A 22,020-nucleotide genomic window follows, 5' to 3' on the forward strand; every position below is an offset into this window, starting at 1 on the left:
TTGCCCCTCACCCGGCTGGCGCGCGCCGGATTTGGGGACCCGACCGAAGGGAGGGCAACGGCTTTGCGGTCGCCTTTTCTTTGCTTACTTTCTTTTGGCCGGGCCGCGCAGGCAAGCAAAAGAAAGTAAGTAGCTGCCGGGCTACCCCCGGCTAGTATCCACGGAGCAGCAACAGTTTTAGCAACCTGCAGGCCGTTCTCAGCATGCCAAGACATGTACTCCGTAGAACGTCAAATGGGGTCAGAGTAATTTTCGCAAAGAACCGCGAAAAAAAACTCTGACCCCATTTGACTGCAATGGCGGATCAGCGACCAGATGTGCTAGGCCGGTTGGTTAGCCGCTCGAGCAACTGCGGTCCGCAACGGACGGCAGAACCAGGCCCCCGCGGCCAGTTGCACCACCAGCCCAATCATCCACGACGCACGATGCGCCACCACCGCATATCCCCCGCCATCATGCGGCCACGCATTCAGCAACAAGCCGAATCCATACTGCACCACAAACGCCCCCGCAAAAATCGCCAAGGTCAAACCGGTACTCACCCGCCCAGCAAGATGCGACGGAAACTCCCGCACCAGCGCCGCATACGACAACACCCCAGACGTCCCGAACACCCCATACATCCCCCACAACAACCAGCCCGGCGCCGGCGCATCAAGCAAGATCAGCAACTGCGCCAGCATGAACAAGAACATCCCCGCCCCCGCAGTGACATGCAAGGAAATCCCCCGCTGCTGCAAACACCGCGCCAGCCAGCCCGAGCCCACCGCCCCCAGCACCATCGCCAAGCCCGCCAGCGCCACGATATTCGCCGCAGCAACCGGCGCCAAACCGCTCACATCCCGCAGATAAGGCCCCGCCCACAAACCCTGCACCCCAAGAAACACCCCCTGGCTCGCCATGACAAACGGTGCAGTACGCCAGAACACCGCACTGCGAAAAATCGCGCCGATATCGCGCAGCTGCGTCCCCAGCGAACTTTCAGGATGCTGCTCATCCTTCTCCGGCACCAGCGTGAACAAGCCCAGCACGATCAGCAAGATCAATCCAGCCACCACCACAAACAGCACGCGCCAGGTAGTCACTCCAAGAGCCCAGGCAATCGGGGTGCCGGTAGCCACCGCCCCCAGGCCGCCAATCGCATAAATGGCGCCGTTCATCAAGGGCAGGTGATCGTGCGGAAACCAGGCCACGATCGCCTTCAGGCCGGCCATCAGGCATGCCGATGTACCAATCCCCAGCAGCAGGCGGCCGACCAGCAGGCTGCCGAAGCCATGCGCATTGGCCGACACCAGCGCGCCGGTCGCCGCCACCAGCAGCAGGCAGGCCAGCACCCGGCGCGGACCGAAGCGGTCCAGCAGCAGCCCTAAGGGCAGCTGGCAGGCTGCAAAGGCAAAGAAGTACAAGCTGGTCAGCAAGCCCAGCTGCGCCGGCGACAGGCCGAGTTCGCTGCTGAGCAGCGGCGCCAGCGGCAAATTGATGCCGCGCGCCAGATAGGAGATGAAATAGCCCGAAGAAAATATCAGGAACACACGGGTAGCGAGTTTCATGGCAGATCACTCATAAGAACAGAATATGTCGATAGTAGAGAGCAAGCCGTGTGAAGGCCAACGAAGTGTTTTATCCTTATATGTGAATGGAATTAACCGATCAACCGAAAACCGCCGCCCAAGCCCCCGCCGCCATGTTTGAACGCCTGCCGCCCACCCAGACCCTGCGCGCCTTTGAAGCCGCAGCCCGCCTCGGCAACTACACCCGCGCCGGCGAGGAACTGAACCTGACCCATAGCGCCATCAGCCACCAGATCCGCGCTCTGGAGCAGCGCACCGGGCGCAAGCTGTTCCAGCGCGAGGGCCGCCAGATGGCGCTGACCGACAGCGGCCGTCTGCTGGCGGGAGAAATACGGCAAGCGCTGACGACGCTTGACCGTGCCCTGCACATAGGCCGCGCTGAAACCGGGCGCGCAGCGCAAGTCTTGCGCGTCAGCGCGCCGCCCTCGTTCGCCAGCGCCTGGCTGGTGCCGCGCCTGGCGGCATTCCACCGGCAGCACCCGCATATCAACATCAGCTTGCGCAGCGCCCACGAACTGAGCGAACTCGATTTCAGCAATGCCGACGTCGCCATCTGGTATGGCCGCGCCGGCCACAAGAATCATCGCTACGAGCGCCTGCTCAAGGAAGTGATTTTTCCGGTCTGCAGCCCAGCCTTCGTCGCCAGCCATCCAGACCTCAGGCCGCAAGACCTGCCGCGCCATCCCTTGCTGCGCTTTGCCCACCATGGCGGCTGGGAACCGTGGTTTGCCGCGGCCGGCATCCAGCACGGCGAACCACAAAGCGGCCCGGTCTACGACGACCCCATGCATCTGCTGGACGCCGCCGCGGCCGATCAAGGCATCGCCCTGGCGCGCAGCTGCCTGGTGCACAACCATCTCGCCAGCGGCCGCCTGGTGCGCCTGTTCGACATCACGGCGCCGGCGCGCGGCAGTTATTTTTCAGTCTCGCCCTTCGATACTACAAAGACAACTACAATTACGGATTTCCAGGACTGGCTAAGCGCCATCCTGATTGAATCAAGCATAAAGGAATAACAAGCGATGCCGACCATTACCACGCTGACGCTATACCCGATAAAATCCTGCGCCGGCATTGCCCTGCAGGCGGCGACGATTACCGCTGCCGGCCTTTGCCATCAGCAAGTGCACGACCGCGAATGGATGGTGGTCGACGGCGCCGGGCAATTCCTGTCGCAACGCAGCCATCCGCGCATGGCGCTGATCGTGCCAGCCTTGCAGGCCGGCAGCATGACCCTGCAAGCGCCAGGCATGGCGCCGCTGGAAATCCCGACCGCGCCGCTGCCAACCGGCTTGGCCCCTGTCATCGCGGTCACCATCTGGGACGACCATCTCAGCGCCCACGACTGCGGCGGCGAGGCCGGCCGCTGGCTTTCGCAATTGCTCGGCCAGCCTTGCCGGCTGGTGCGTTTCGACCCTGCCGTCAAACGGCTGGCGAGCAAGAAATGGACGGACGATGCGGACGTTCCGACCCGCTTCCCCGACGGTTTTCCGATGCTGGTGATTTCACAGGGCTCGCTGGATGACTTGAACCAGAAGCTGCAGGCCCAGGGCCGCGCCGCGGTGCCGATGAACCGCTACCGTCCGAACCTCGTGATCGATGGCGTGGACGCGTTTGAAGAAGATTTTGCCGCGACAATCGAAGCCGGGCCGCTGCGTCTGCAGCTAGTCAAGCCGTGCACGCGCTGCCCGATGCCCGCGGTCGACCAGGCTACCGGCGAGTTCGGCCCCGATCCCATGGATATCCTGCAGACCTATCGCGGCAATCCGCGCGTCGACGGCGCGCCCACCTTTGGCGTCAATGCCATCGTGCAGGACGGCGCCGGTGAAACCCTGCATGTCGGCCAGGAGATCGCGCTTGAACTGGATTTCTGACGCTTATTTTGCCAACCGGCCGTCGCGCCGCTGCCAGATGGCCAGCGGATTGGCATCCTGCACGGCAGCGGGCAACAAGTCTTGCGGCAGGTTCTGGTAGGACACCGGACGCAGGAAACGGTAGATCGCCGCACTGCCGACCGAAGTGCTGCGGCTGTCCGAAGTCGCCGGGAAGGGGCCGCCGTGCACCATTGCATGCGACACTTCAACCCCGGTCGGAAAGCCATTGACCAGGATGCGGCCGGCCTTGCGCTCCAGCAGCGGCAGCAGGCGGCGCGCCAACGCCGCGTCGCCGTTCTCCATTTGCAGGGTGGCAGTGAGTTGCCCTTCCAGCTGCTCGCTGACTTGCAGTAGTTCCGCCTCATCGGCGCATGCCACCAGCAAGGAGACCGGCCCGAATACTTCCGCGCTCAACACCGGATTAGAGAGGAAGGCTGCCGCGCTGGCAGCAAACAAGGCCGGCACCGCCTGGCAGCCCTCCGCAGCGGCTCCCCGCCCGAATTGCCTGACATCGGCCTGCGCCGCCAGCGTCGCTACGCCTTGCTCATAGGCTGCATGAATACCTGTAGTCAGCATGACCGCCGCGCTGCGCTGCGCCAGTTCCTCGCCGGCACGTTGCGCAAAGCGCTCGAAATCGGCGCCAGCCAGGCCGAGCACCAATCCAGGATTGGTGCAAAATTGACCCGCTCCCAGCGTCACCGAATCGGCGAAACCTTTGGCGATGGCTTCGCCGCACGCTGCCAGCGCCGCCGGCAGCAGATAAACCGGATTGATGCTGCTCATTTCGGCATACACCGGGATCGGCTGCGGCCGCGCCGCCGCCACCTGCATCAGGGCCAGCCCGCCCTGGCGCGAGCCGGTGAATCCCACCGCCTGTATGTGCCGATTCTGCACCAGCGCAGTTCCCAACGCATTGCCGCTGCCGGTCAGCAGCGAAAACACGCCTTCCGGCAAATTGCAGATGGCAACCGCCTGTTGCACGGCGCGTCCGACCAGTTCCGAGGTGCCAGGATGCGCCGGATGCGCCTTGACCACCACCGGACAGCCTGCCGCCAGCGCGGCAGCGGTATCGCCGCCCGCCACTGAAAACGCCAAGGGAAAATTGCTGGCGCCGAACACCGCCACCGGACCGACGGCGATATTGCGCAAGCGCAGATCGACGCGCGGCTGCGGCAAGCGCTCAGGCAGGGCTGGATCGATGCGGGCATCGTTCCACGAGCCTTCGCGCAGCACTGCGGCAAACAGCATCAGCTGTCCCACCGTACGGCCGCGTTCGCCTTCCAGGCGGGCGCGCGGCAAGCCGCTTTCCGCCATAGCGCGCAGGATCAGTTCATCGCCGATGCCGAGGATCTGCTGCGCGATCGTTTCCAGAAACCGGGCGCGCGCTTCCTGGCCGGTTTCTCGATAGGCATCGAAAGCGGCTTGCGCCAACGCGCAAGCGCGCTCGACATCCTGCGGCCCGGCGCTATGGAAATCCGGCCCTATCTGTTTGCCCTGGACCGTATCGAAGGCCTGGAATACAGCACCCTGGCTATGGCTCTGGCTGCTGCCGATGATGGATTGTCCGCTGATGGGCATGATTCCTCTTGCGTGATATTTCTTAGTTGTCTATGACTTTGCGCGCAAACAGTTCCAGGTAGTCGATCAGGGCGCTGGCGCCTTTGACCGCTTCCTGCGGATCGCCGTCAGCCACCGAAACCGCCATCTGCATATGGCATTTGGCGCCTTCGACGATGTCGCCTTCGTGCTGGAAGGCATACCAGAAACGCCGGCACTTGATGATCAGCGGCGTCACCGCCGCCACTGCCGACGGATTGCGGCAAGCCGCGTGCACCACGTGATCCAGTTCCTGGTCGGCTTGCATGTAGGCGCCCAGGTCGTCCTTCTTGGCCGCCGCCACCATCCGCTTGGCGCAAGCCAGCAAATCCTTGCGCTGCTGCGGCGTCGCCTTGCGCGCGGCGCTTTGCGCGATCAGCTGGTCCAGCACGCGCCGGGTCTCGATCAGGGTCAGGTGCCCGGCCGCTTCAATATCGCTGACGATCAGGCCGCGCCGCGGCATCTGCTCGATCAGGCCGTTCGAGGTCATGCGCATCAAGGCTTCGCGCAAGGGCGTGCGGCCATGCCCCGTCATCTCCACCAGATCGGCTTCGACGATGGGCGCGCCGGGCGCAATCTGCAAGGTGACGATCAGGTTTTCCAGCGTGTCGTAGGCGATATCCGCCGCCCGCAATTTGGGCGGCGGCAGGCTGCGTTCATTTTTTTTACTGCTGACCATGATGTTTTAGCTATCCCTATTCTGCTTACCCCGTACCGTTTCCCTGCACGGGCAAGATCAAATGATAGCAGTCCAGCCGCCGCCCGCTGCAGATTGAACGCGTAATGAAGGCTTAATGAAGACTTACTGGTCAAGCTTGAACTGGCTCAGGTCGGGACGGGTATCGATGGCATGCTGGATGACGGCGGCGACGCGCGCGCGCTCGGCTCCTGCCAGCGGCTGGCGCGGACGGCGCACGATTTCATTGCCGACGCCGGCCATCGCCTCAATCAGCTTGAGGTTTTGCACCAGCTTGGTCGAGACGTCCAGATGCAGCAGCGGCGTCATCCATTGATACAGCTTGAGCGCTTCTTCATAGCGCTTGGCTTTCATCAGCGTGTACAACGCCACCGTTTCTTTCGGGAAGGCCACTACCACGCCGGCCAGCAAGCCGTCCGCGCCGATAGCCAGCGCTTCGAAGGCCAGGTCGTCGACGCCCATGAACAATTGATAGCGGTTGCCCAGCGCATTGCGCAAGTCCGTGATGCGGCGGATGTTGTCGGTCGATTCCTTGATCGCCACCAGCCATTTGCAATCCGCCAGCTCGACGAAATCCTGCGGTGTCAGGTCGACCCGGTAGGCCACCGGATTGTTGTAGACCATGATCGGCAGCTGCGCGGCGTCGGCGATGGTGCGCAGGTTGTCCTTGGCTTCGCGAGCGTCGGCCACATACAGCACCGACGGCATCACCATCAAGCCCTGCACGCCCAGCTTGGCGGCTTGCTCAGCGAAATGCACCGCATCGCGGGTGCGCAGCTCGGAGACATTGGCTAGCACCGGCACGCGGCCGTTGGCCACCGACAATGCGATTTTCGTGACTTCGAGTTTTTCATCCAGCGACAGCGTGCTGGCTTCGCCCAGCGAGCCGCAGGTGACCAGGCCATGTACCCCGCTGTCGATCTGGAAGGCGTAATGCTTTTCCATCTCGGCGTGGTCGAGATCTTCGTTTTCCTTGAACTTGGTGGTGACGGCGGGGAATACGCCTTCCCATTTTGCTGACGACATGTGCGGCTCCTTGAAAAAAAAGAAACTGGCTGGTGCGGCGGCCAGTGCTGGAAAAGATCGATGAAAGCGATACTAATATCTTGCAAATATATTTGCAATATATTTAAATGAAGCCTCCGCACATGAAAAAGGAAGCAAAAACACGACTCGCAAAAGCCGGCCCGCCGGGGCTGCCAATACTGTGCAGAACTCTGCATGGATCTTGCACAGATCAGTACAAATCCAAGAAAACTATTCAGGAGCGAAGAAAATGAGCTTTACCGTCAAAGCAATTTGCCTGGCCTGCAGTGTGGTATTGAGCGCAGCATCCGCGGCGCAGGAAGTCGTCAAGATCGGTCTGACGAGTCCGCTGACCGGACCACAGGCGCCGGCTGGCAAAGATAATGAAAGCGGCGCCAAAATGGCGGTCGAACAACTCAACAGGAACAAGTTCACGGTCGCCGGCAAAGTGTTGAGCTTCCAGCTGCTGACCGAAGACGACCAGGGCGATCCGAAAGCCGGCGTTGCGGCGGCGCAGAAACTGGTGGACAGCAAGGTCAAGGCGGTGCTCGGTCCCTACAATTCGGGCGTGGCGATCCCGGCCTCCAAGGTGTATAACGATGCCGGCGTGGTGATGGCCACCGTCGGCACCAATCCGCGCATTACGCAGCAGGGTTACGAGCATGTGTTCCGGCTCGATCCCAACGATAGCCAGCTGGGCGGCAACATGGCGGTCTATGCGGCCAGGCAGCTGAAACTGAAAAAGGTGGCGGTCATCGATGACCGCACCGCTTACGGCCAAGGCGTCGCCGATGCCTTCCTGAAAGCGGCCAAAGCCAGCCAGATCGAGATCGTCAGCCGTGAATTCACCAACGACAAGGCGAGCGAATTCAGCGCCATCCTGACCTCGATCAAAGGCAAGCAGGTCGACGCCATCTTCTACGGCGGCTACTTCGCCCAGGCCGCCGCCATGAAGCGCCAGATGAAGCAGCTCGGCCTCGATGTGGTGCTGATGGGCGGCGACGCCATCTGCAATGCGGAAACCGGCAAGCTCGGCGGCGATGCCGTCAACGACAAGGTCTATTGCGTGCAAGGCGGCACCGTATTGGGCGACAAGGCCGATGAGAAGGTCTTCCTGAGCGACTTCCAGAAAACCTACGGCAAGGCGCCGCTGACTTATGCGCCCTATTTCTACGACGGCATGCTGATGATTGCCGAAGCCATGAAAAAGGCCGGCTCCACCGAGCCCGCCAGATTCGGCCCGGTGCTGGCGGCCATGAAGTATTCGGGGGTGGTCGGCGAGTATGAGTTCGACGCCAGCCACGACTTGAAGAACGCACCGGTCACCATCTATCAGTTCAAGGGTGGCGAGCCGGTAGCCGTTCCTGCGCACTGATGTTTTTACGGAATGGCGGGCAGCGCGACTCCGCTGTCCGCCACAAGGGTATGATGCAAGCAACTTCCACCGCCGCGCCGCCAGCATGAGCCACTCCGCCGCCCCGACCGAGACCGCCGCCGACCGCAACCTGCTGGCGGCAGCGCTGGGCAATGTATTTTTCGCCGAAGCGCTGTTCGACGCCTTGCCGGACGTAGTGTTTTTCGTCAAAGGGATGCAGGCCGAATACCTGGTGGTCAATCACACGCTGGTGGCGCGCTGCGGCTTGGCCGACAAGGCCGCCTTGCTGGGACGCACGGCGGGCGACATCTTTCCGCCGGAATTTGCTGCCAGCTACAAGGCACAGGACCAGCGCGTGCTCAGCACCGGGATAGACATCCACGACCAGCTGGAGCTGCATCTCTATCCGAACCGTGCGCCGGGCTGGTGCGTCACGCATAAGATCGTGCTGCGCGACCGCGCAGGCGGCATCGCCGGCATGGCCGGCATTTCACGCGACCTGGCGATGCCCGACAAGAATCATCCGGTGTATAAGCGCGTCGCCGCGGCTGCGCATTTCATCCATGACCACTACGACCAGCCCTTGCAGATCGCCGAACTGGCCAGGCTCGCTGCGCTGTCGGTAGCTCAGCTGGAGCGTTATTTCCAAAGGATTTTTTCCCTGAATCCACGGCAGATGATTATCAAGACCCGGCTGGATGCGGCCTCGGCGCTGCTAGCGGGATCGCAGAGCATCACCGAGATCGCTGCCGCCTGCGGCTATCACGACCACAGCGCATTTACGCGCCAGTTCAAGGCGACGGTGGGGATTACGCCGCGCGCCTACAGGCAGTTGCTGCAAGCGGGATAAGCTATTCCGGGCCGGGATTTTCTTCAACGGCGGCGTTCGCTAAAGTGATCAGGCTGGAAACGCGCGCCGGCGATATCGGCAAGCGCACCGCATCCGGCTGCCAGCCAAACAGGAAGTCGGTGGCGCCGCCGCAGACCCGGCCCTGGCACGGCCCCATGCCGCAGCGCGTATGCAGTTTCGCGCTGCGCCAGCTGGCGTGTCCTTGCAAAGCCCCATAAGCGACATCTTCGCAGCGGCACACCAGGGTTTCCGGCGCACACAGACGGCGCAATTCGGGACGCAAGGAAAATGCGCCCTCCAGGCGCCTGGCGAAAGCCTGCTGACTGCGGCGCTGCGCCAGCCAGCGCCCCTCGGCGGCGCCTGAACCGCCGGCATGGAGGCCGGCGATATGTCCTTCGGCCAGCGCCAGATCGACGCCGCCGACCCCGCTGCCTTCGCCGGCGCAGTACAGGTCTTGCACGCTGGTGCGCTGCTGCGCATCCACCTGCACCGCACCGTCCGCGATGCAGCAACCGAGCGCCTGCGCCAGCTCGGTATTGGGCAACAGGCCGTAGCCGCAAGCCAGGTAGTCGCACTCCACGCTCAGGGTTTTCCCGGCCACCATCATCTGCACCGCGCGCAGCTGTCCTTCGCCCTGCGCTTGCAGCACATAGCTGTCAGCGTGATACGGCACGCCAGCCAGCTGGCTGCGCAATTGCCAGGCCTGGCGCAATTTGGCAGGCGTGCGCGCCAGCTGCAGGGCAAACCCGGCCAGCTTGCGCCGGCTGCTTTGTTCCAGTATGTTCAGCACCTGCGCGCCGTGCTGCCGCAAGGTCGCCGCCACCGCCAGCAGCAGGGGTCCGGAACCGGCCACGACGACGCGCTTGCCATGCACCGGATAAGCGCCTTTGACCAAAGCCTGCAAGCCGCCGGCGCCGGTCACGCCGGGCAGCGTCCAGCCGGGAAACGGCAGCAGCCGTTCACGCGCGCCGGTTGCCAGTATCAGCTTGCGGTAACTCAGCTTGCAAGTCTGCTGCGGGCTTTCCAGCAGCAATTGCATCGCTCCTGCCGCAGCAAGCACGCGGCTGTGCATGTACCACTGCACGTTCGCCATCTGCTGCAATTGATCCCATAATTCTTTAGCTTGCGGATGCGCGCTGTGCTGTGGGCCGCCGCGCCAGATCTGCCCGCCGGCGCGCGGGTTGTCGTCGACCAGCGCCACGGCGGCGCCGCTTTGCGCAGCGCTCCTGGCGGCAGCCAGTCCGGCCGGCCCGGCGCCGACGATCACGATGTCCGACTTCGCGTGCATCATGCGACAGCCTGCGCAGTTTCTATCCGCATGCCGGCGGCGCACTCAGTCTGGCAAGCCAGGCGATGCGCGCGGCCGTCTATGCTGACCCGGCATTCCTGGCAGATGCCCATGCCGCACAGCGGCGCCCGCGGCATGCCGCTGACCGAACGCCGCGTGATGCCTGGCGCAGCGGCCACAGCCAGCGCTGCCGCTACGCTGCAACCGGTGGCGACCTTGACGCTGCTGCCGTTGATGAATATCTCGATGTCGTTTTCAGGCATGTTGCATTCCCAGTTGCCGGAAGCGCGCCGGCAGATAAGGTGTGACCGGAATCTGCGCCGGCCTGCCGGCCATCTGCGCTGCCAGCAGCTGGGCGCTGGCCAGCGAGGTGGTAATCCCCAGGCCCTCATGGCCGGTGGCCAGCCAGACATTCGGCCGCGACGGATGCGGCCCGAGCAGCGGCAAGCCGTCGCTGCTGGCAGCGCGCATGCCGGTCCAGCAGCGCAAGGCATTCAAGCCAGCCAGCGCGGGAACAAAGCTGGCTGCGTGCGCCAGCATGCGCCCCAGGATCGCCGGCTCCACCGCCTTGTCGGCGGCATCGAACTGGCGAGAAGAGCCGATCAGCAATTGCCCGGTCGGGCGCGGCTGCAGATTGAAGGCCACCGAATCGCCGCTGGCTGCGTGCGCGCTTTTGATATAGCCGAGCTCAACCAGCTGGTGGCGGATCAGGCCCGGATAGCGGTCGGTGATGACGATATGGCCTTTTTTCGGCCAGATCGGCAATTCCGGCAGCAGCTGCACCGATGCGCTGCCGTTCGCCACCAGCACCCGGTCGGCATGCAGCTCGCTGCCGTCGGCCAGCAGTACGCCGTGGCTGGTGATTGCCTGCACCTGTCCTTCGCGCACTTGCGCGCCGCGGCGCTGCGCCCGCGCCAGCAGCAGTGCAGCGCTTTTCGGCGGATAGACGATGGCATCGCCGCTGACGCGCAAGCCGCCGCGCAAGCCAGGCCGCAACTGCCGTTCATGCGCGTACAGGGCGGCCGCATCCAGCATCTCGCAGGGGATGCCGTGTGCTCGCAAGATGGTTTGCTTGGTGCGTGCCGCCGCCATTTCTTCATCATCGGCGGCAATCCATAGCGTGCCGCAACCGCTGTATTCATGCGCGGCGGGATCGGCGCCGGCAAGCTGCCGCCACAGCGCCAGCGAATAAGAGGTCAACGCCAGTTCCGCCGGATTGTCGTCCATGACTACCAGGTGCCCCATGCCGGCCGCCGTGGCGCCGCTGCCGATCGCTTCGCGCTCCACCACCGTCACCGCCAGGCCCTCGGCCGCCAGCGCATCGGCGCAGGCGGCGCCGATGATGCCGGCGCCGACGATCAAGACATCGATGCTCAAATAATGCCCCAGGCGAAGGGATCGTCCTGCTGGAAAATGAAACTGCTCTCGGCGTTCACATAGGCCGTGCCGCGGATGGCGGGCAGGATCTGTTCGCCGTGGCGCCGGTAGGATGCTTCGAAGACGCTGCCGATGATGCTTTCCTGGCGCCAGACGTCGCCCTCGGCCAGCTTGCCGTCGGCCGCCAGGCAAGCCAGCTTGGCGCTGGTGCCGGTGCCGCAGGGAGAGCGATCGTAGGCGTTGCCGGGGCAAAGCACGAAATTGCGGCTGTGGTTGCCGGCCTGCCGGGCCGGGCCGAACAGCTCGACGTGATCGATCGCTGCCCCGGCTGCGCCCGTGATACCGGCCAGTTCGAGCGCGGCGCGCACTGCCTGGGCAAAGGCGCTGAGGGCGGCAATGTTCTCCTGCTGCACATCCAGCCCGTGTTCACCGACCAGGAAAAACCAGTTGCCGCCCCAGGCGATGTCGCCGACCACGCGGCCATAGCCGGGCACTTGCAAGACGACATCCTTGCACAAGCGATAGGCGGGGATATTGTGCACGGTGACGCTGGCGTCGGCATGCAGCTCAGTCTCGACCACGCCGACCGGCGTTTCGATCCGATGGCGGCCTGTGCCCAGGCGGCCCAGGTAGGCCAGCGACGCGATCAAGCCGATGGTGCCGTGGCCGCACATGCCGAGATAACCGACATTATTGAAAAAGATGACGCCGGCGGCGCAGGCCGGATCTTGTGGCTGGCACAGCAGCGCGCCGACCAGCACATCGGAGCCGCGCGGCTCGCACACGGTGGCGATACGCAAGCGGTCGTGCTGCGCACGCAGCAGCTGCAGCCGTTCGGACAAAGGCCCGTTGCCAAGATCGGGGCCGCCAGCCAGCACCAGGCGGGTAGGTTCACCGCCGGTGTGGGAATCGAGAATCGAGATTTTTTCCATACCGACAGCGTAGTCGGCGCAGACTGCGCTGTCTTGCTGCCAAGCCTTGGAATAGATGACGAAATCGGCATAGTGCCGATTTCGCGCCTGCTGCGCGCGGCAGCAGGTTCAATGGCGATTAAGGTTGCTTGGCGGCGACCGGAGCGGCCAGCTCAGCCTGCAGGCGCTCGTACTTGGCTTGCAGCTGTTCTTTGGATTCGTGCCAGGCGGGGTCCAGCGGGATGCAGCTGACCGGACAAACCTGCTGGCATTGCGGCTCATTGAAATGGCCGACGCACTCGGTGCACTTGTGCGGGTCGATTTCGTAAATCAGCGGCCCCATGTAGATCGCGCCGTTCGGGCACTCGGGCTCGCAAACGTCGCAATTGATGCAGTCATCAGTGATCAATAAAGCCATTGCACTACTCTTTTAAATCATAAATACGGCGGGGCCGGAAGCTAAGCGGGCGATCCCGTCCTGCTTCGGCCATTTTATTCTCTTTAAGCCCAGGCCGCTCAGGGCTGCTGGGCGTCGAGCTTTTCCTTCAGCCATTTTTCAACGGAAGGAAAGACAAACTTGGAGACATCGCCGCCCAGGGTGGCGATTTCGCGCACGATGGTGCCGGAGATGAACTGGTACTGATCGGACGGCGTCAGGAACAGGGTTTCGACGTCCGGCAGCAGATAGCGGTTCATGCCGGCCATCTGGAACTCGAATTCAAAGTCGGACACCGCGCGCAAGCCGCGCACGATCACATTGGCGTCGTGCTGGCGGACGAAATCCTTGAGCAGGCCGGAAAAGCTTTCCACCTGCACATTGGGGTAGTGGCCAAGCACCTCGTTGGCAATCGACAAACGCTCTTCCAGAGAGAAAAACGGCTTTTTGTTCTTGCTGTCGGCGACGCCGACCACCAGCTTGTCGAACAGCCCGGACGCGCGCCGCACCAAATCTTCATGACCACGCGTGAGCGGATCGAACGTTCCTGGATAAACTGCTGTGACCATCTTGTTCCCCCTCCCAATCAGATCGCGCATTATGCCTGAATTTGCCTCAGGCCAAACTAACTTGCCTTTTTAGCAAATGATAGAACACCATGCCTGCCTTGTCGGCCCGCAACAGCTGCCAGCCGCTTAGCCAGTCAGGCAAGGCATCCTCCGCCAGCACAAACTCCGCTTCCAGGTACAGCAAACCATGCTCGGCCAGCAAACCCTGGCACAGCGGCAGCACCCTTTCCAGCCAGCCCTGCTGGTAGGGCGGGTCCAGGAAAATCAGGTCGTAGCGCCCGGCCTCGGCGCCAGCCTTGCCTAACCATGTCGCCGCATCGCTGCGCAGGACCCGTACCTGGCCCGCGTCCAGCTTGGCCTTGGTCGCCTCCAGCTGGCGCGCTGCCGGGGTGTTGTGCTCGATCATGGTCACTTCCAGCGCGCCGCGGCTGGCCGCCTCGAAACCGAGGGCGCCGGTGCCTGCGAACAGGTCGAGGCAGCGCACCGTAGCCCAGTTACCGTCCAACAGGTGATTCAGCCAGTTGAACAAGGTCTCGCGCACCCGGTCCGGCGTCGGCCGCAAGCCTTCGCATTCCAGCACCGCCAGCGGCGTGCGTTTCCAGGCGCCGCCGATGATCCTGACCTGGCGCGCCAAAGGCGGCTTGATGGCGTGTACCGGCGTTTTCGGCGGTTTTTTGCTGCTTGGTTTTTTCATTAAGTTTAATAAAGATGGGGAAAATTTCCCGGATTTCGTCGATTCTGCGTCGATTTGGCCTCGATTTTGGCGCCTACGGCAGTCAAATTAGAGGCCGGCGGGCAAGACTATCCGTAAATCGATAGCCGACGCTCTGATAGAATGCCGGTGATTGTACCTCTTGTGCGGCAGGCTCCGACAGCCCGCCGCCGCACCCTTTTTCACCGCCCGACAGACCAGGCCTCAGATGTTTAGTTTCTTCAAGAAAAAACCAAAACCCGAAGTTGCGCCTTCGCCGGCAGCAGAACTGCCGCAGGTAAAAGCATCAGAAATTGCTCCGGCCGCGACGGCCGGGATCGCACCGGCGCTTGCGCCAGCCCCTGCCGCCGTAGTTGATGCCGCTGTTGCTTCTGCTGTTGCACCGAGCGAGCCGCCGGCCGCCTCGGCCGCCGAAGCGGAAACCGAGATCGTCTCGGCGCCGGTCGCCGCGGAGCAAAAGCGTTCCTGGCTGTCGCGCCTGAAAAGCGGGCTGTCCAAGACGTCCTCCAACCTGAGCGTCCTGTTCGTCGGCGCCAAGATCGACGACGACTTGTACGAGGAACTGGAATCGGCCCTGCTGGTGTCCGATGCCGGCGTCGACGCCACCCATTTCCTGCTCAATGCCCTGAAAAAGAAGGTCAAGGAAGACAAGCTGACGGAAGCGGCCCAGGTCAAGGCGGCGCTGCGCGCCTTGCTGATCGATTTGCTGTCGCCCTTGCAAAAGCCGCTGGTGCTGGACCAGCATCAGCCGCTGGTGATGATGATCGCCGGCGTCAACGGCGCCGGCAAGACCACCACCATCGGCAAACTGGCCAAGCACCTGCAAGCCCACAAGCAATCGGTGCTGCTGGCGGCCGGCGATACTTTCCGTGCCGCCGCGCGCGAACAGCTGACGATCTGGGGCGAGCGCAACAACGTCACCGTGATCGCCCAGGAATCCGGCGATCCTGCGGCGGTGGCTTTCGACGCCGTGCATTCGGCGCAGGCGCGCGGCACCAATGTGGTCATGGTGGACACTGCCGGTCGCCTGCCGACCCAGTTGCACCTGATGGACGAACTGAAAAAAATCAAGCGCGTCATCGGCAAAGGCATGGCCACCGCGCCGCATGAAATCCTGCTGGTCATCGACGGCAACACCGGCCAGAATGCGCTGGCGCAGGTCAAGGCTTTCGACGATGCGCTAGGCCTGACCGGGCTGGTGATCACCAAGCTGGACGGCACCGCCAAGGGCGGCGTGCTGGCGGCCATCGCCACCACCCGCGCCATCCCGGTGTATTTCATCGGCGTCGGCGAACAGATCGAAGACTTGCAGCCCTTCAATGCCGCCGATTTCGTGGATGCATTGCTTAGTTAGAGAAGTTGTCCCGGTTTTCCATTCAAGCTGTATTGCCATCGCCACTAGCCAACATTTGCAATGATTGAATTCAACCAGGTATCCAAGAAATATGCGCGCGACGTGTTCGCGCTGCGCGATATCACGCTGACGGTCAACAAGGGCGACCTGATTTTCCTGGCCGGCCCGTCCGGCGCCGGCAAAACCACCTTGCTCAACCTGATTGCGGCAATCGAACGTCCCAGCAGCGGCGCCCTGACGGTCAGCGGCGCCAATGTCGGCAAGCTGAAGTCTTCCGGCCTGCCCTACCTGCGGCGCAATCTCGGGCTGATCCTGCAGCAGCAGAAACTGCTGCAGGACCGCAGCGTGCTGGCCAATGTCATGCTGCCCTTGCTGGTCACCGGCGCCACCCGGGCCGAAGCCGAGAAGCGCGCGCAAGCGGCGCTGGACCGGGTCGGCCTGCTGGACAAGGCGGCCGCCGATCCGCTCGCTCTCTCGGGCGGCGAACAGCAGCGGGTATCGATCGCCCGCGCCATCGTCAACCGGCCGCAGATCATCCTGGCTGACGAACCGACCGCCAATCTCGACCGCGACAACGCCAACAAGGTGCTCGATGCGCTCAAGTCCTTCCATGCGGTCGGCGTGACCTGCCTGATTTCCACCCATGACGAGCAGTTCCTCAACAGCGCCAATCGCGTGGTGTTCCTGGACCAGGGCCAGATCGTCGACCACTGGCAAAACTCTGCCGTGCGCAACACTGGAGGTGCGGCATGAAGAGCTGGCTGCGACAACATGTGTTCGCCATCAGCGACGCCTTCATCCATATGTTCAAGGCCCCCGGCGGCTTTGCCCTCAATGTGCTGGTGGTGGCGATTGCGCTGGCCTTGCCGTTCGGCGGCCTGACCCTGATCGAAAACATCCGGCCGGTATCGGAGCAACTGGCGGTGGAGCCGGAAATCAGCATTTTCATGGCGCTGGATGCGGCGCGCGACAAGACCACGGCGCTGGCCAAGCCTATCGACGCCATCCTGCTGCAGCACCACAGCGCGGCCAAGGTGCTGTTCATTCCGCGCGAAGACGCCCTGGTCAGCCTGAAAAACAAGACCGGCATGGACGACGCCCTGACCACCCTGGGCCAGAATCCTCTGCCGGACGCGTATGTGCTGAAGCTGACCGGTTTCCATGATGCCCCCGACGCCGCCCGCATCGATGTCATCGCAGCCGACCTCAAGGCGCTGCCCGGCGTCGATACCGTGCAGGTCGATTCGGAATGGGTCAAGCGGCTGGCCGCCTTGCTCGGCATCCTGCGCCTGGTGCTGCTGTTCCTGGCGGCGACGCTGGCGGTCGTGGTGGTGGCAGTCGTGTTCAATACCGTGCGCCTGCAGGTGCTGACGCAACGCGAGGAAATCGCCGTGGCCAAGCTGGTCGGCGCTACCGACAGCTTTATCCACCGGCCCTTCTATTACACCGGCGCCCTGCTCGGCCTGTGCGCCGGCGGCCTGGCGCTGGCGGCGGTGGCGCTAGGCCTGCAGCCATTGAACCAGGCGATTGCCGAATTCGCCCGCCTGTACGCCTCCGAATTCCGCCTGCTGCCGCTGAACTGGCTGGCCAGCATCGTCCTGCTGGCGCTCAGCGCCGGGCTCGGCCTGACCGGCGCGGTGCTGTCGGTAAGGCGCCACCTGGCGCGGCTCGCCTGAGCAACCATCGTGTTCCATCATCCCTCCGAATTCGTCACCTTCAAGACCAGCCCGCACCTGCCGGGCGTGGAATTGTATTCGGCGCGGCTGGTGGACCACGAATTCGCTCCGCATGTGCACGACGCCTATTCGCTGGGCGCGATCGAAAGCGGGGTCGAGCGTTTCCGCTACAAGGGCGGCCAGCACCTGGCGCCGGCCGGCACGCTGGTGCTGCTCAACCCGGATGAGTTGCATGACGGCCACGCGGAAGTCGCGGCCGGCTGGACTTACCAGATGCTGTATATCGAGCCGCAGATCTTGCACGCAATGACCGGCAGCGAAGCCTATTTCAGCGGCGCCACCGAACACGATCCGGCGCTGGCTGACAGCTTTCGCCTGCTCTTCCGGCGCATGTGGCAGGCGCCGGACGACATCGCCTTCGTCTCGCATTTCACCCAGCTGATCGACGCCGTGACGCAACGCTACGGCAAGAACCTCCGTCCACTGGCGACCGCCACGGCGCATCATCCGCAGCGCATGCTTGCCATGCGGCGCGTGCTCGACTGCATCGAAGCCAATCTCGACCAGACGCTGCACATCGATACCCTGGCGGCGGAAGCCGGCATGTCGGTGTTTCATTTCGTGCGCACTTTCGCCGCCGAATTCCACGCCACCCCGCACCAGTACCTGCAGGCGCGCCGCGCCGCCCGCGCCAAGAGCCTGCTGGCCCTGCGCAGCACGCCGACCGACGCCGCCGCCGCGGTCGGCCTGACCGACCAGAGCCACCTGACGCGCTGGTTCAAGCGTGCCTATGGCGTCACGCCGGCGCAGTACCAACAGCAAATTGGTACAAGACCACTGGCCTGAAGCTTGGCATGATGGGTGCCATCGCTACTCATCCCTCAATTCCCTATGGCCTCACCTCGTTTTACCGTTGCAACCCGCTTGCGCCGTTCGCCATGCTGACCGGACTCTTGTGCGCGCTCGGCGCCGGCCTGATGTGGGGCCTCGTCTTCATTGCACCGCTGCTGCTGCCTGACTACCCCGGGCTGATGCTCTCGTTCGGCCGCTATGTGGCGTTCGGCCTGATCGCGCTGGTGCCGGCCATGCTGCACCGCAAGCGGATCGCCGCCTTGAGCAAGGCTGACTGGCGCGCCGCGCTGAAACTCTCGCTGGTCGGCAACCTGCTGTATTACGCCGCCCTGGCGACGGCGATCCAGCTGGCCGACGCACCGCTGCCGACCATGCTGATCGGCACCTTGCCGGTGGTGATTTCGGTATTTTCCAACTGGTCGCCGGGCCATGCGGCCGAAAGCGTGGCCTGGCGCCGGCTGGCGCCTTCGCTGGTGATCATCTTCATCGGCATCCTGTGCGTGAACGCCGCCGAACTGACGCATATGCAGCAAGCCGGCAGCAGCAACACGCGCTCGATGAGCGACTATCTGCTGGGCTGCCTGATTGCGCTCGGCGGCGTCGCCGCCTGGACCTGGTACCCGATCGTCAATGCCCGCTACCTGCGCGCCAATCCGCACATCAGCCCGTCCACCTGGGCCACCGCCCAAGGCCTGGCGGTGTTGCCGCTGGCATTGACCGGGATGTTCGCCTACGGCGCTTACCAGAAGCTGAGCGGCGGCACGTATGCCTTCCCGTTCGGCCCGCGGCCGCTGCAGTTTGTCGGCTTGATGCTGGTTATCGGCCTGTCGGCTTCCTGGATCGGCACCCTGCTCTGGAACAAGGCCAGCCAGCACCTGCCGACAGCGCTGCTGGCGCAGCTGATCGTCTTCGAAACCTTGTCGGCCCTGCTGTACGCCTTCATTTTCCGTGGCGCGGTGCCTGGCGTGCAAGTGATGGCGGGGATCGTCTTGTTGTGCATAGGCATCGTTTTTGGTGTGCGTACCTTCCAGCATCAGATACCATAGAGGCGGTTTCCTCTTTGCAGCCTGCTGCATAATCTGTTGAAAATTCGCTCTTGAAAATTCGCTCTTGAAAATTCGCTCGTGAAAACTGCCTCTCATCCAGCCGTCCGCGCATTGCTGCTGTGCGCCGGCGCAACGATCTTGCTGTCGGCCTGTTCGCCCAAGTTCAACTGGCGCGAAGTGCGCAGCAAGGATGCGCCTTACAGCGTCTTGCTGCCGACCAAACCCTCGACCTTTGCACGCCCGGTCGACCTCGACGGCACCGTGCTCACCATGACCATGACCGCCTCCAAGGTCGACGACACGGTGTTCGCCGTGGGCAGCGCCAGCGTGCCCGATGCCGCCAAGGCGCAGGCCGCCCTGCTCGCAATGAAAACCGCGCTGGTGAAAAATATCAGCGGCACGGTCCGTTCGGAGAAATCGACCGCCGCCAGCGGCGCGCAAGGGCTGTCGTCCAGCATCGACATCGAAGCAGTCGGCAAGACCCCCGCCGGCAAGGAAGAAATACTGTTCGGGCATTTTGTCAGCAAGGACAAGGAAATCTACCAGGTCATCGTGATGGGTCCGGAAAAACAGGTTTCCCGGGAAAATGTTGATACTTTCATCAGTTCGTTCAAACATAATTAATTTTGCAGTCACTTGCCGGCTCTGTAACCGGTAGTGACAAGCCTGGCGTCCACCGGGACAAACAACTATTCTGTACAATGTCTTTTTTATCAAAAACATTTTTTGAGGTTTTATGTTAGTTACGTTCAAATCCAAGGCATCGTCCGACGTCATCATGTTCGAACACGACGCCAAGCGCATCCTCGATCTGCTGCATAAAGATGTAAAGATCGGCGTGATCACGGCTGCGGAAGGCGCGGCAGCGATTGCCAAGCTGGAAGCGGAAACCTCGGAAAGCCGTGCCCATCCCGCATCCGACAGCGTGCAGCACGACATCGCGGCCCATCACAACGACCAGGGCGACGACAGCGGCCATGAGCCGGTGCAGACGGTAAATTTCGCCAGCCGCATCCATCCTTTGCTGGAAATGCTGCGCGAAGCCCACAAGCACAACAACGACATCATCTGGGGCGTCTGATGCCGCAGGAGCGGCAGCTTACGGCCGACGACGGCACCTCGCTGTTCGTTACCGACTGGCCGCTGGCTCCCGGCGAGCCGGTCGCCGGCAGTATCCTGCTGATGCACGGGCTGGGCGAGCATTCCGGACGCTATGCCCATGTCATACGTTTTTTCAATCGCTGCGGCTTGCTGGTGCGCAGCTACGATCATCGCGGCCACGGCCGTTCCGGCGGCCGCAAGGGCGATGTCGCCGACGACAGCACGCTGCTGCGCGACGCCAAGCTGGTGCTGAACGATTTCAGCCGGCAGCAAGGGCTGATCCATCCCGAGCTGGAAAACACCACCCCTATATTATTCGGCCACAGCATGGGCGGCCTGTTCGCCGCGCGCTTTGCGGTGGCGCAGATGGCTTCCTTGCGCGGCCTGATCCTGTCGTCGCCGGCGCTGGCGCTGCGCATGAGCGGCTTCCAGCACGGCCTGCTCAAGCTGATGTCGGCGATTGCCCCGGGCCTGGCGGCGCCCAACGGCCTGGACGTCAACCATCTGTCGCACGACCTCACGGTGGCCAGGGCCTACCGCCTCGATCCGCTGGTGCATAACAAGATCAGCCCGCGCCTGCTCAACAGCATGCTGCATGCCGGCGCCTTCGCCATCAGCCAGGCGCCGACGCTGGCGCTGCCGACCCTGATGGTGATCGGCGGCGACGACCGCATCATCGACCCGGCAGGCAGCCGCCGCTTTTTCGCCGCTCTGCGCCCTGAGATCGGCACCATGCGCGACTACGAAGGCATGTATCACGAGATTTTCAACGAAATCGGCGCCGAGCGCGTATTCGCCGATGTGCGCCGCTGGCTGGACACACAGCACATGTTGCAGCCGCTGCCTGTCGCCAGTGCGGCGTTGGCAAGCTAATATTTCCTGGCAAGAAAATTATTGCAATGACATTGACGCTGCCGGCTTGCCTCTCCGGTAAGGCAAGCCGCGGCTGCTGTCAAGCCATCCGGTAATTTCAGCATTTTTCCTGCCACAATCGCGACCTAACCGTAGGTTCACGAGCATATCCCCGCTACAATCGCATTGTTACCATCCTGTCTAGCGCCGCCATGATTTCGTTCGGCATTACCGATTTTGGCCTGTTCCTGATGGCCGTCCTGTTACTGAACGCCACTCCCGGCCCGGATACCGCCTATATAGTCGGCCGCAGCCTGGCGCAAGGACGCCGCGCCGGCTTGCTGTCGGCGCTGGGCATCACCGCCGGCTGCTGCATCCACGCCACCTTGTCGGCTTTCGGCCTGACCGCGCTGCTGGCGGCTTCGGCCACAGCGTTCATGGCGGTCAAGCTGGCGGGCGGGGCTTACCTGGTGTATCTCGGGCTGAAGATGCTTTTCAGCAAAAAGCAGGCCGCCAGCGCCAGCCGGCCGCAGCCGGACCTGCGCTCGCACAAGACGATTTTCGTGCAAGCCTTGATCACCAATGTGCTCAATCCCAAGGTGATCTTGTTTTTCCTGTCGTTTTTCCCGCAATTCGTGCAGCACGATTCGCCGCACAAGATCGCCGCTTTTTTATTGCTGGGCGCGGTGTTTTCCGTAGTGACGCTATGCTGGAACAGCGGCACAGCGATGCTGGCCGGGACGCTCAGCCGCCATGCCGGCAGCAATCCCCACGTTAAGCATTGGCTGGAGCGCAGCGTCGGCGCCGCCTTTGTCGCGCTGGGCATGAAACTGGCGCTGAGCCGGAATTAAGCCAAC

24 protein-coding genes are annotated in these 22,020 nt (G+C 63.0%); 13 read left to right on the forward strand and 11 right to left on the reverse strand.

What is annotated here, in order from left to right; translation table 11 throughout:
* Positions 1 to 320: 320 nt before the first annotated feature.
* Entirely contained in the window at positions 321 to 1,550 is a 1,230-nt protein-coding gene (locus tag KHU30_RS11540; RefSeq protein WP_211442819.1) for an MFS transporter, read from the reverse strand.
* An 86-nt stretch (positions 1,551 to 1,636) separates the two neighbouring features.
* Between KHU30_RS11540 and gcvA the strand changes: the two genes are divergently transcribed.
* Together gcvA and KHU30_RS11550 are read left to right on the forward strand one after the other, a co-directional pair.
* The gene (gene gcvA / locus KHU30_RS11545) at positions 1,637 to 2,587 is read left to right on the forward strand and encodes a transcriptional regulator GcvA (protein ID WP_211442820.1); all 951 of its coding nucleotides are present in this window, start codon (positions 1,637 to 1,639) and stop codon (positions 2,585 to 2,587) included.
* Between the two features lie 6 nt (positions 2,588 to 2,593).
* A complete protein-coding gene (locus KHU30_RS11550; RefSeq protein ID WP_211442821.1) occupies positions 2,594 to 3,445 on the forward strand; it encodes an MOSC domain-containing protein in 852 nt (283 codons plus the stop codon).
* A 3-nt stretch (positions 3,446 to 3,448) separates the two neighbouring features.
* Here KHU30_RS11550 and KHU30_RS11555 read toward each other — a convergent pair whose 3' ends face one another.
* From KHU30_RS11555 to KHU30_RS11565, 3 genes are all read right to left on the reverse strand, one after another.
* Complete coding sequence (locus KHU30_RS11555; protein WP_211442822.1) at positions 3,449 to 5,023, reverse strand: aldehyde dehydrogenase (NADP(+)); 1,575 nt, start codon at positions 5,021 to 5,023, stop codon at positions 3,449 to 3,451.
* 22 nt (positions 5,024 to 5,045) lie between these two features.
* Entirely contained in the window at positions 5,046 to 5,720 is a 675-nt protein-coding gene (locus tag KHU30_RS11560) for a GntR family transcriptional regulator (protein ID WP_211442823.1), read from the reverse strand.
* Between the two features lie 123 nt (positions 5,721 to 5,843).
* Positions 5,844 to 6,764, reverse strand: a complete 921-nt coding sequence (locus tag KHU30_RS11565) for a dihydrodipicolinate synthase family protein (protein ID WP_211442824.1) — start codon at positions 6,762 to 6,764, stop codon at positions 5,844 to 5,846.
* 250 nt (positions 6,765 to 7,014) lie between these two features.
* Here KHU30_RS11565 and KHU30_RS11570 point away from each other — a divergent pair, with 250 nt between their 5' ends.
* A complete protein-coding gene (locus KHU30_RS11570; protein ID WP_211442825.1) occupies positions 7,015 to 8,139 on the forward strand; it encodes a branched-chain amino acid ABC transporter substrate-binding protein in 1,125 nt (374 codons plus the stop codon).
* A gap of 85 nt (positions 8,140 to 8,224) precedes the next feature.
* The gene (locus tag KHU30_RS11575; protein ID WP_211442826.1) at positions 8,225 to 8,989 is read left to right on the forward strand and encodes an AraC family transcriptional regulator; all 765 of its coding nucleotides are present in this window, start codon (positions 8,225 to 8,227) and stop codon (positions 8,987 to 8,989) included.
* A 1-nt stretch (position 8,990) separates the two neighbouring features.
* On the opposite strand, the gene KHU30_RS11580 is transcribed toward KHU30_RS11575, so the two are convergent.
* The 7 genes from KHU30_RS11580 to rsmD all read right to left on the reverse strand — a co-directional run bounded on the left by KHU30_RS11580 (position 8,991) and on the right by rsmD (position 14,264).
* Positions 8,991 to 10,280 carry an NAD(P)/FAD-dependent oxidoreductase gene (locus tag KHU30_RS11580; protein ID WP_230427346.1) on the reverse strand — a complete coding sequence of 430 codons (1,290 nt, stop codon included), beginning with the start codon at positions 10,278 to 10,280 and terminating at the stop codon, positions 8,991 to 8,993.
* Complete coding sequence (locus tag KHU30_RS11585) at positions 10,277 to 10,540, reverse strand: 2Fe-2S iron-sulfur cluster-binding protein (protein ID WP_211442827.1); 264 nt, start codon at positions 10,538 to 10,540, stop codon at positions 10,277 to 10,279. The genes KHU30_RS11580 and KHU30_RS11585 overlap by 4 nt, the downstream gene beginning before the upstream one ends.
* Complete coding sequence (locus KHU30_RS11590; RefSeq protein WP_211442828.1) at positions 10,533 to 11,654, reverse strand: NAD(P)/FAD-dependent oxidoreductase; 1,122 nt, start codon at positions 11,652 to 11,654, stop codon at positions 10,533 to 10,535. The genes KHU30_RS11585 and KHU30_RS11590 overlap by 8 nt, the downstream gene beginning before the upstream one ends.
* Entirely contained in the window at positions 11,651 to 12,586 is a 936-nt protein-coding gene (locus KHU30_RS11595; RefSeq protein WP_211442829.1) for a 4-hydroxyproline epimerase, read from the reverse strand. The genes KHU30_RS11590 and KHU30_RS11595 overlap by 4 nt, the downstream gene beginning before the upstream one ends.
* Before the next feature lie 118 nt (positions 12,587 to 12,704).
* Positions 12,705 to 12,983, reverse strand: coding sequence for a YfhL family 4Fe-4S dicluster ferredoxin (locus tag KHU30_RS11600; RefSeq protein WP_211442830.1), 279 nt, complete (start codon positions 12,981 to 12,983; stop codon positions 12,705 to 12,707).
* Between the two features lie 98 nt (positions 12,984 to 13,081).
* A complete protein-coding gene (gene coaD, locus KHU30_RS11605; RefSeq protein ID WP_038485166.1) occupies positions 13,082 to 13,570 on the reverse strand; it encodes a pantetheine-phosphate adenylyltransferase in 489 nt (162 codons plus the stop codon).
* Between the two features lie 46 nt (positions 13,571 to 13,616).
* A complete protein-coding gene (gene rsmD / locus KHU30_RS11610) occupies positions 13,617 to 14,264 on the reverse strand; it encodes a 16S rRNA (guanine(966)-N(2))-methyltransferase RsmD (RefSeq protein WP_211442831.1) in 648 nt (215 codons plus the stop codon).
* A gap of 226 nt (positions 14,265 to 14,490) precedes the next feature.
* Here rsmD and ftsY point away from each other — a divergent pair, with 226 nt between their 5' ends.
* From ftsY to KHU30_RS11655, 9 genes are all read left to right on the forward strand, one after another.
* Positions 14,491 to 15,636: a signal recognition particle-docking protein FtsY gene (ftsY, locus tag KHU30_RS11615; RefSeq protein WP_211442832.1), complete on the forward strand. Its 1,146-nt coding sequence runs from the start codon at positions 14,491 to 14,493 to the stop codon at positions 15,634 to 15,636.
* Between the two features lie 60 nt (positions 15,637 to 15,696).
* Complete coding sequence (locus KHU30_RS11620) at positions 15,697 to 16,389, forward strand: cell division ATP-binding protein FtsE (RefSeq protein ID WP_211442833.1); 693 nt, start codon at positions 15,697 to 15,699, stop codon at positions 16,387 to 16,389.
* Positions 16,386 to 17,312: a permease-like cell division protein FtsX gene (gene ftsX, locus KHU30_RS11625; protein WP_211442834.1), complete on the forward strand. Its 927-nt coding sequence runs from the start codon at positions 16,386 to 16,388 to the stop codon at positions 17,310 to 17,312. Before KHU30_RS11620 ends, ftsX begins: the two co-directional genes overlap by 4 nt.
* A 9-nt stretch (positions 17,313 to 17,321) precedes the next feature.
* A complete protein-coding gene (locus KHU30_RS11630; RefSeq protein ID WP_211442835.1) occupies positions 17,322 to 18,158 on the forward strand; it encodes an AraC family transcriptional regulator in 837 nt (278 codons plus the stop codon).
* 92 nt (positions 18,159 to 18,250) lie between these two features.
* Positions 18,251 to 19,210 carry a DMT family transporter gene (locus KHU30_RS11635; protein ID WP_211443219.1) on the forward strand — a complete coding sequence of 320 codons (960 nt, stop codon included), beginning with the start codon at positions 18,251 to 18,253 and terminating at the stop codon, positions 19,208 to 19,210.
* 78 nt (positions 19,211 to 19,288) lie between these two features.
* Positions 19,289 to 19,834 (forward strand): hypothetical protein, encoded by a 546-nt coding sequence (locus KHU30_RS11640; RefSeq protein WP_329956673.1) that lies wholly within the window; start codon positions 19,289 to 19,291, stop codon positions 19,832 to 19,834.
* 112 nt (positions 19,835 to 19,946) lie between these two features.
* The gene (locus tag KHU30_RS11645; protein WP_211442836.1) at positions 19,947 to 20,291 is read left to right on the forward strand and encodes a DUF1840 domain-containing protein; all 345 of its coding nucleotides are present in this window, start codon (positions 19,947 to 19,949) and stop codon (positions 20,289 to 20,291) included.
* Entirely contained in the window at positions 20,291 to 21,184 is an 894-nt protein-coding gene (locus KHU30_RS11650; RefSeq protein ID WP_211442837.1) for an alpha/beta hydrolase, read from the forward strand. The genes KHU30_RS11645 and KHU30_RS11650 overlap by 1 nt, the downstream gene beginning before the upstream one ends.
* A gap of 191 nt (positions 21,185 to 21,375) precedes the next feature.
* The gene (locus tag KHU30_RS11655; RefSeq protein WP_211442838.1) at positions 21,376 to 22,014 is read left to right on the forward strand and encodes a LysE family translocator; all 639 of its coding nucleotides are present in this window, start codon (positions 21,376 to 21,378) and stop codon (positions 22,012 to 22,014) included.
* Positions 22,015 to 22,020: the final 6 nt, after the last annotated feature.

It is taken from the genome of Collimonas humicola (assembly GCF_018304945.1).
GTDB classification, from domain to species: Bacteria; Pseudomonadota; Gammaproteobacteria; order Burkholderiales; family Burkholderiaceae_D; genus Collimonas; species Collimonas humicola.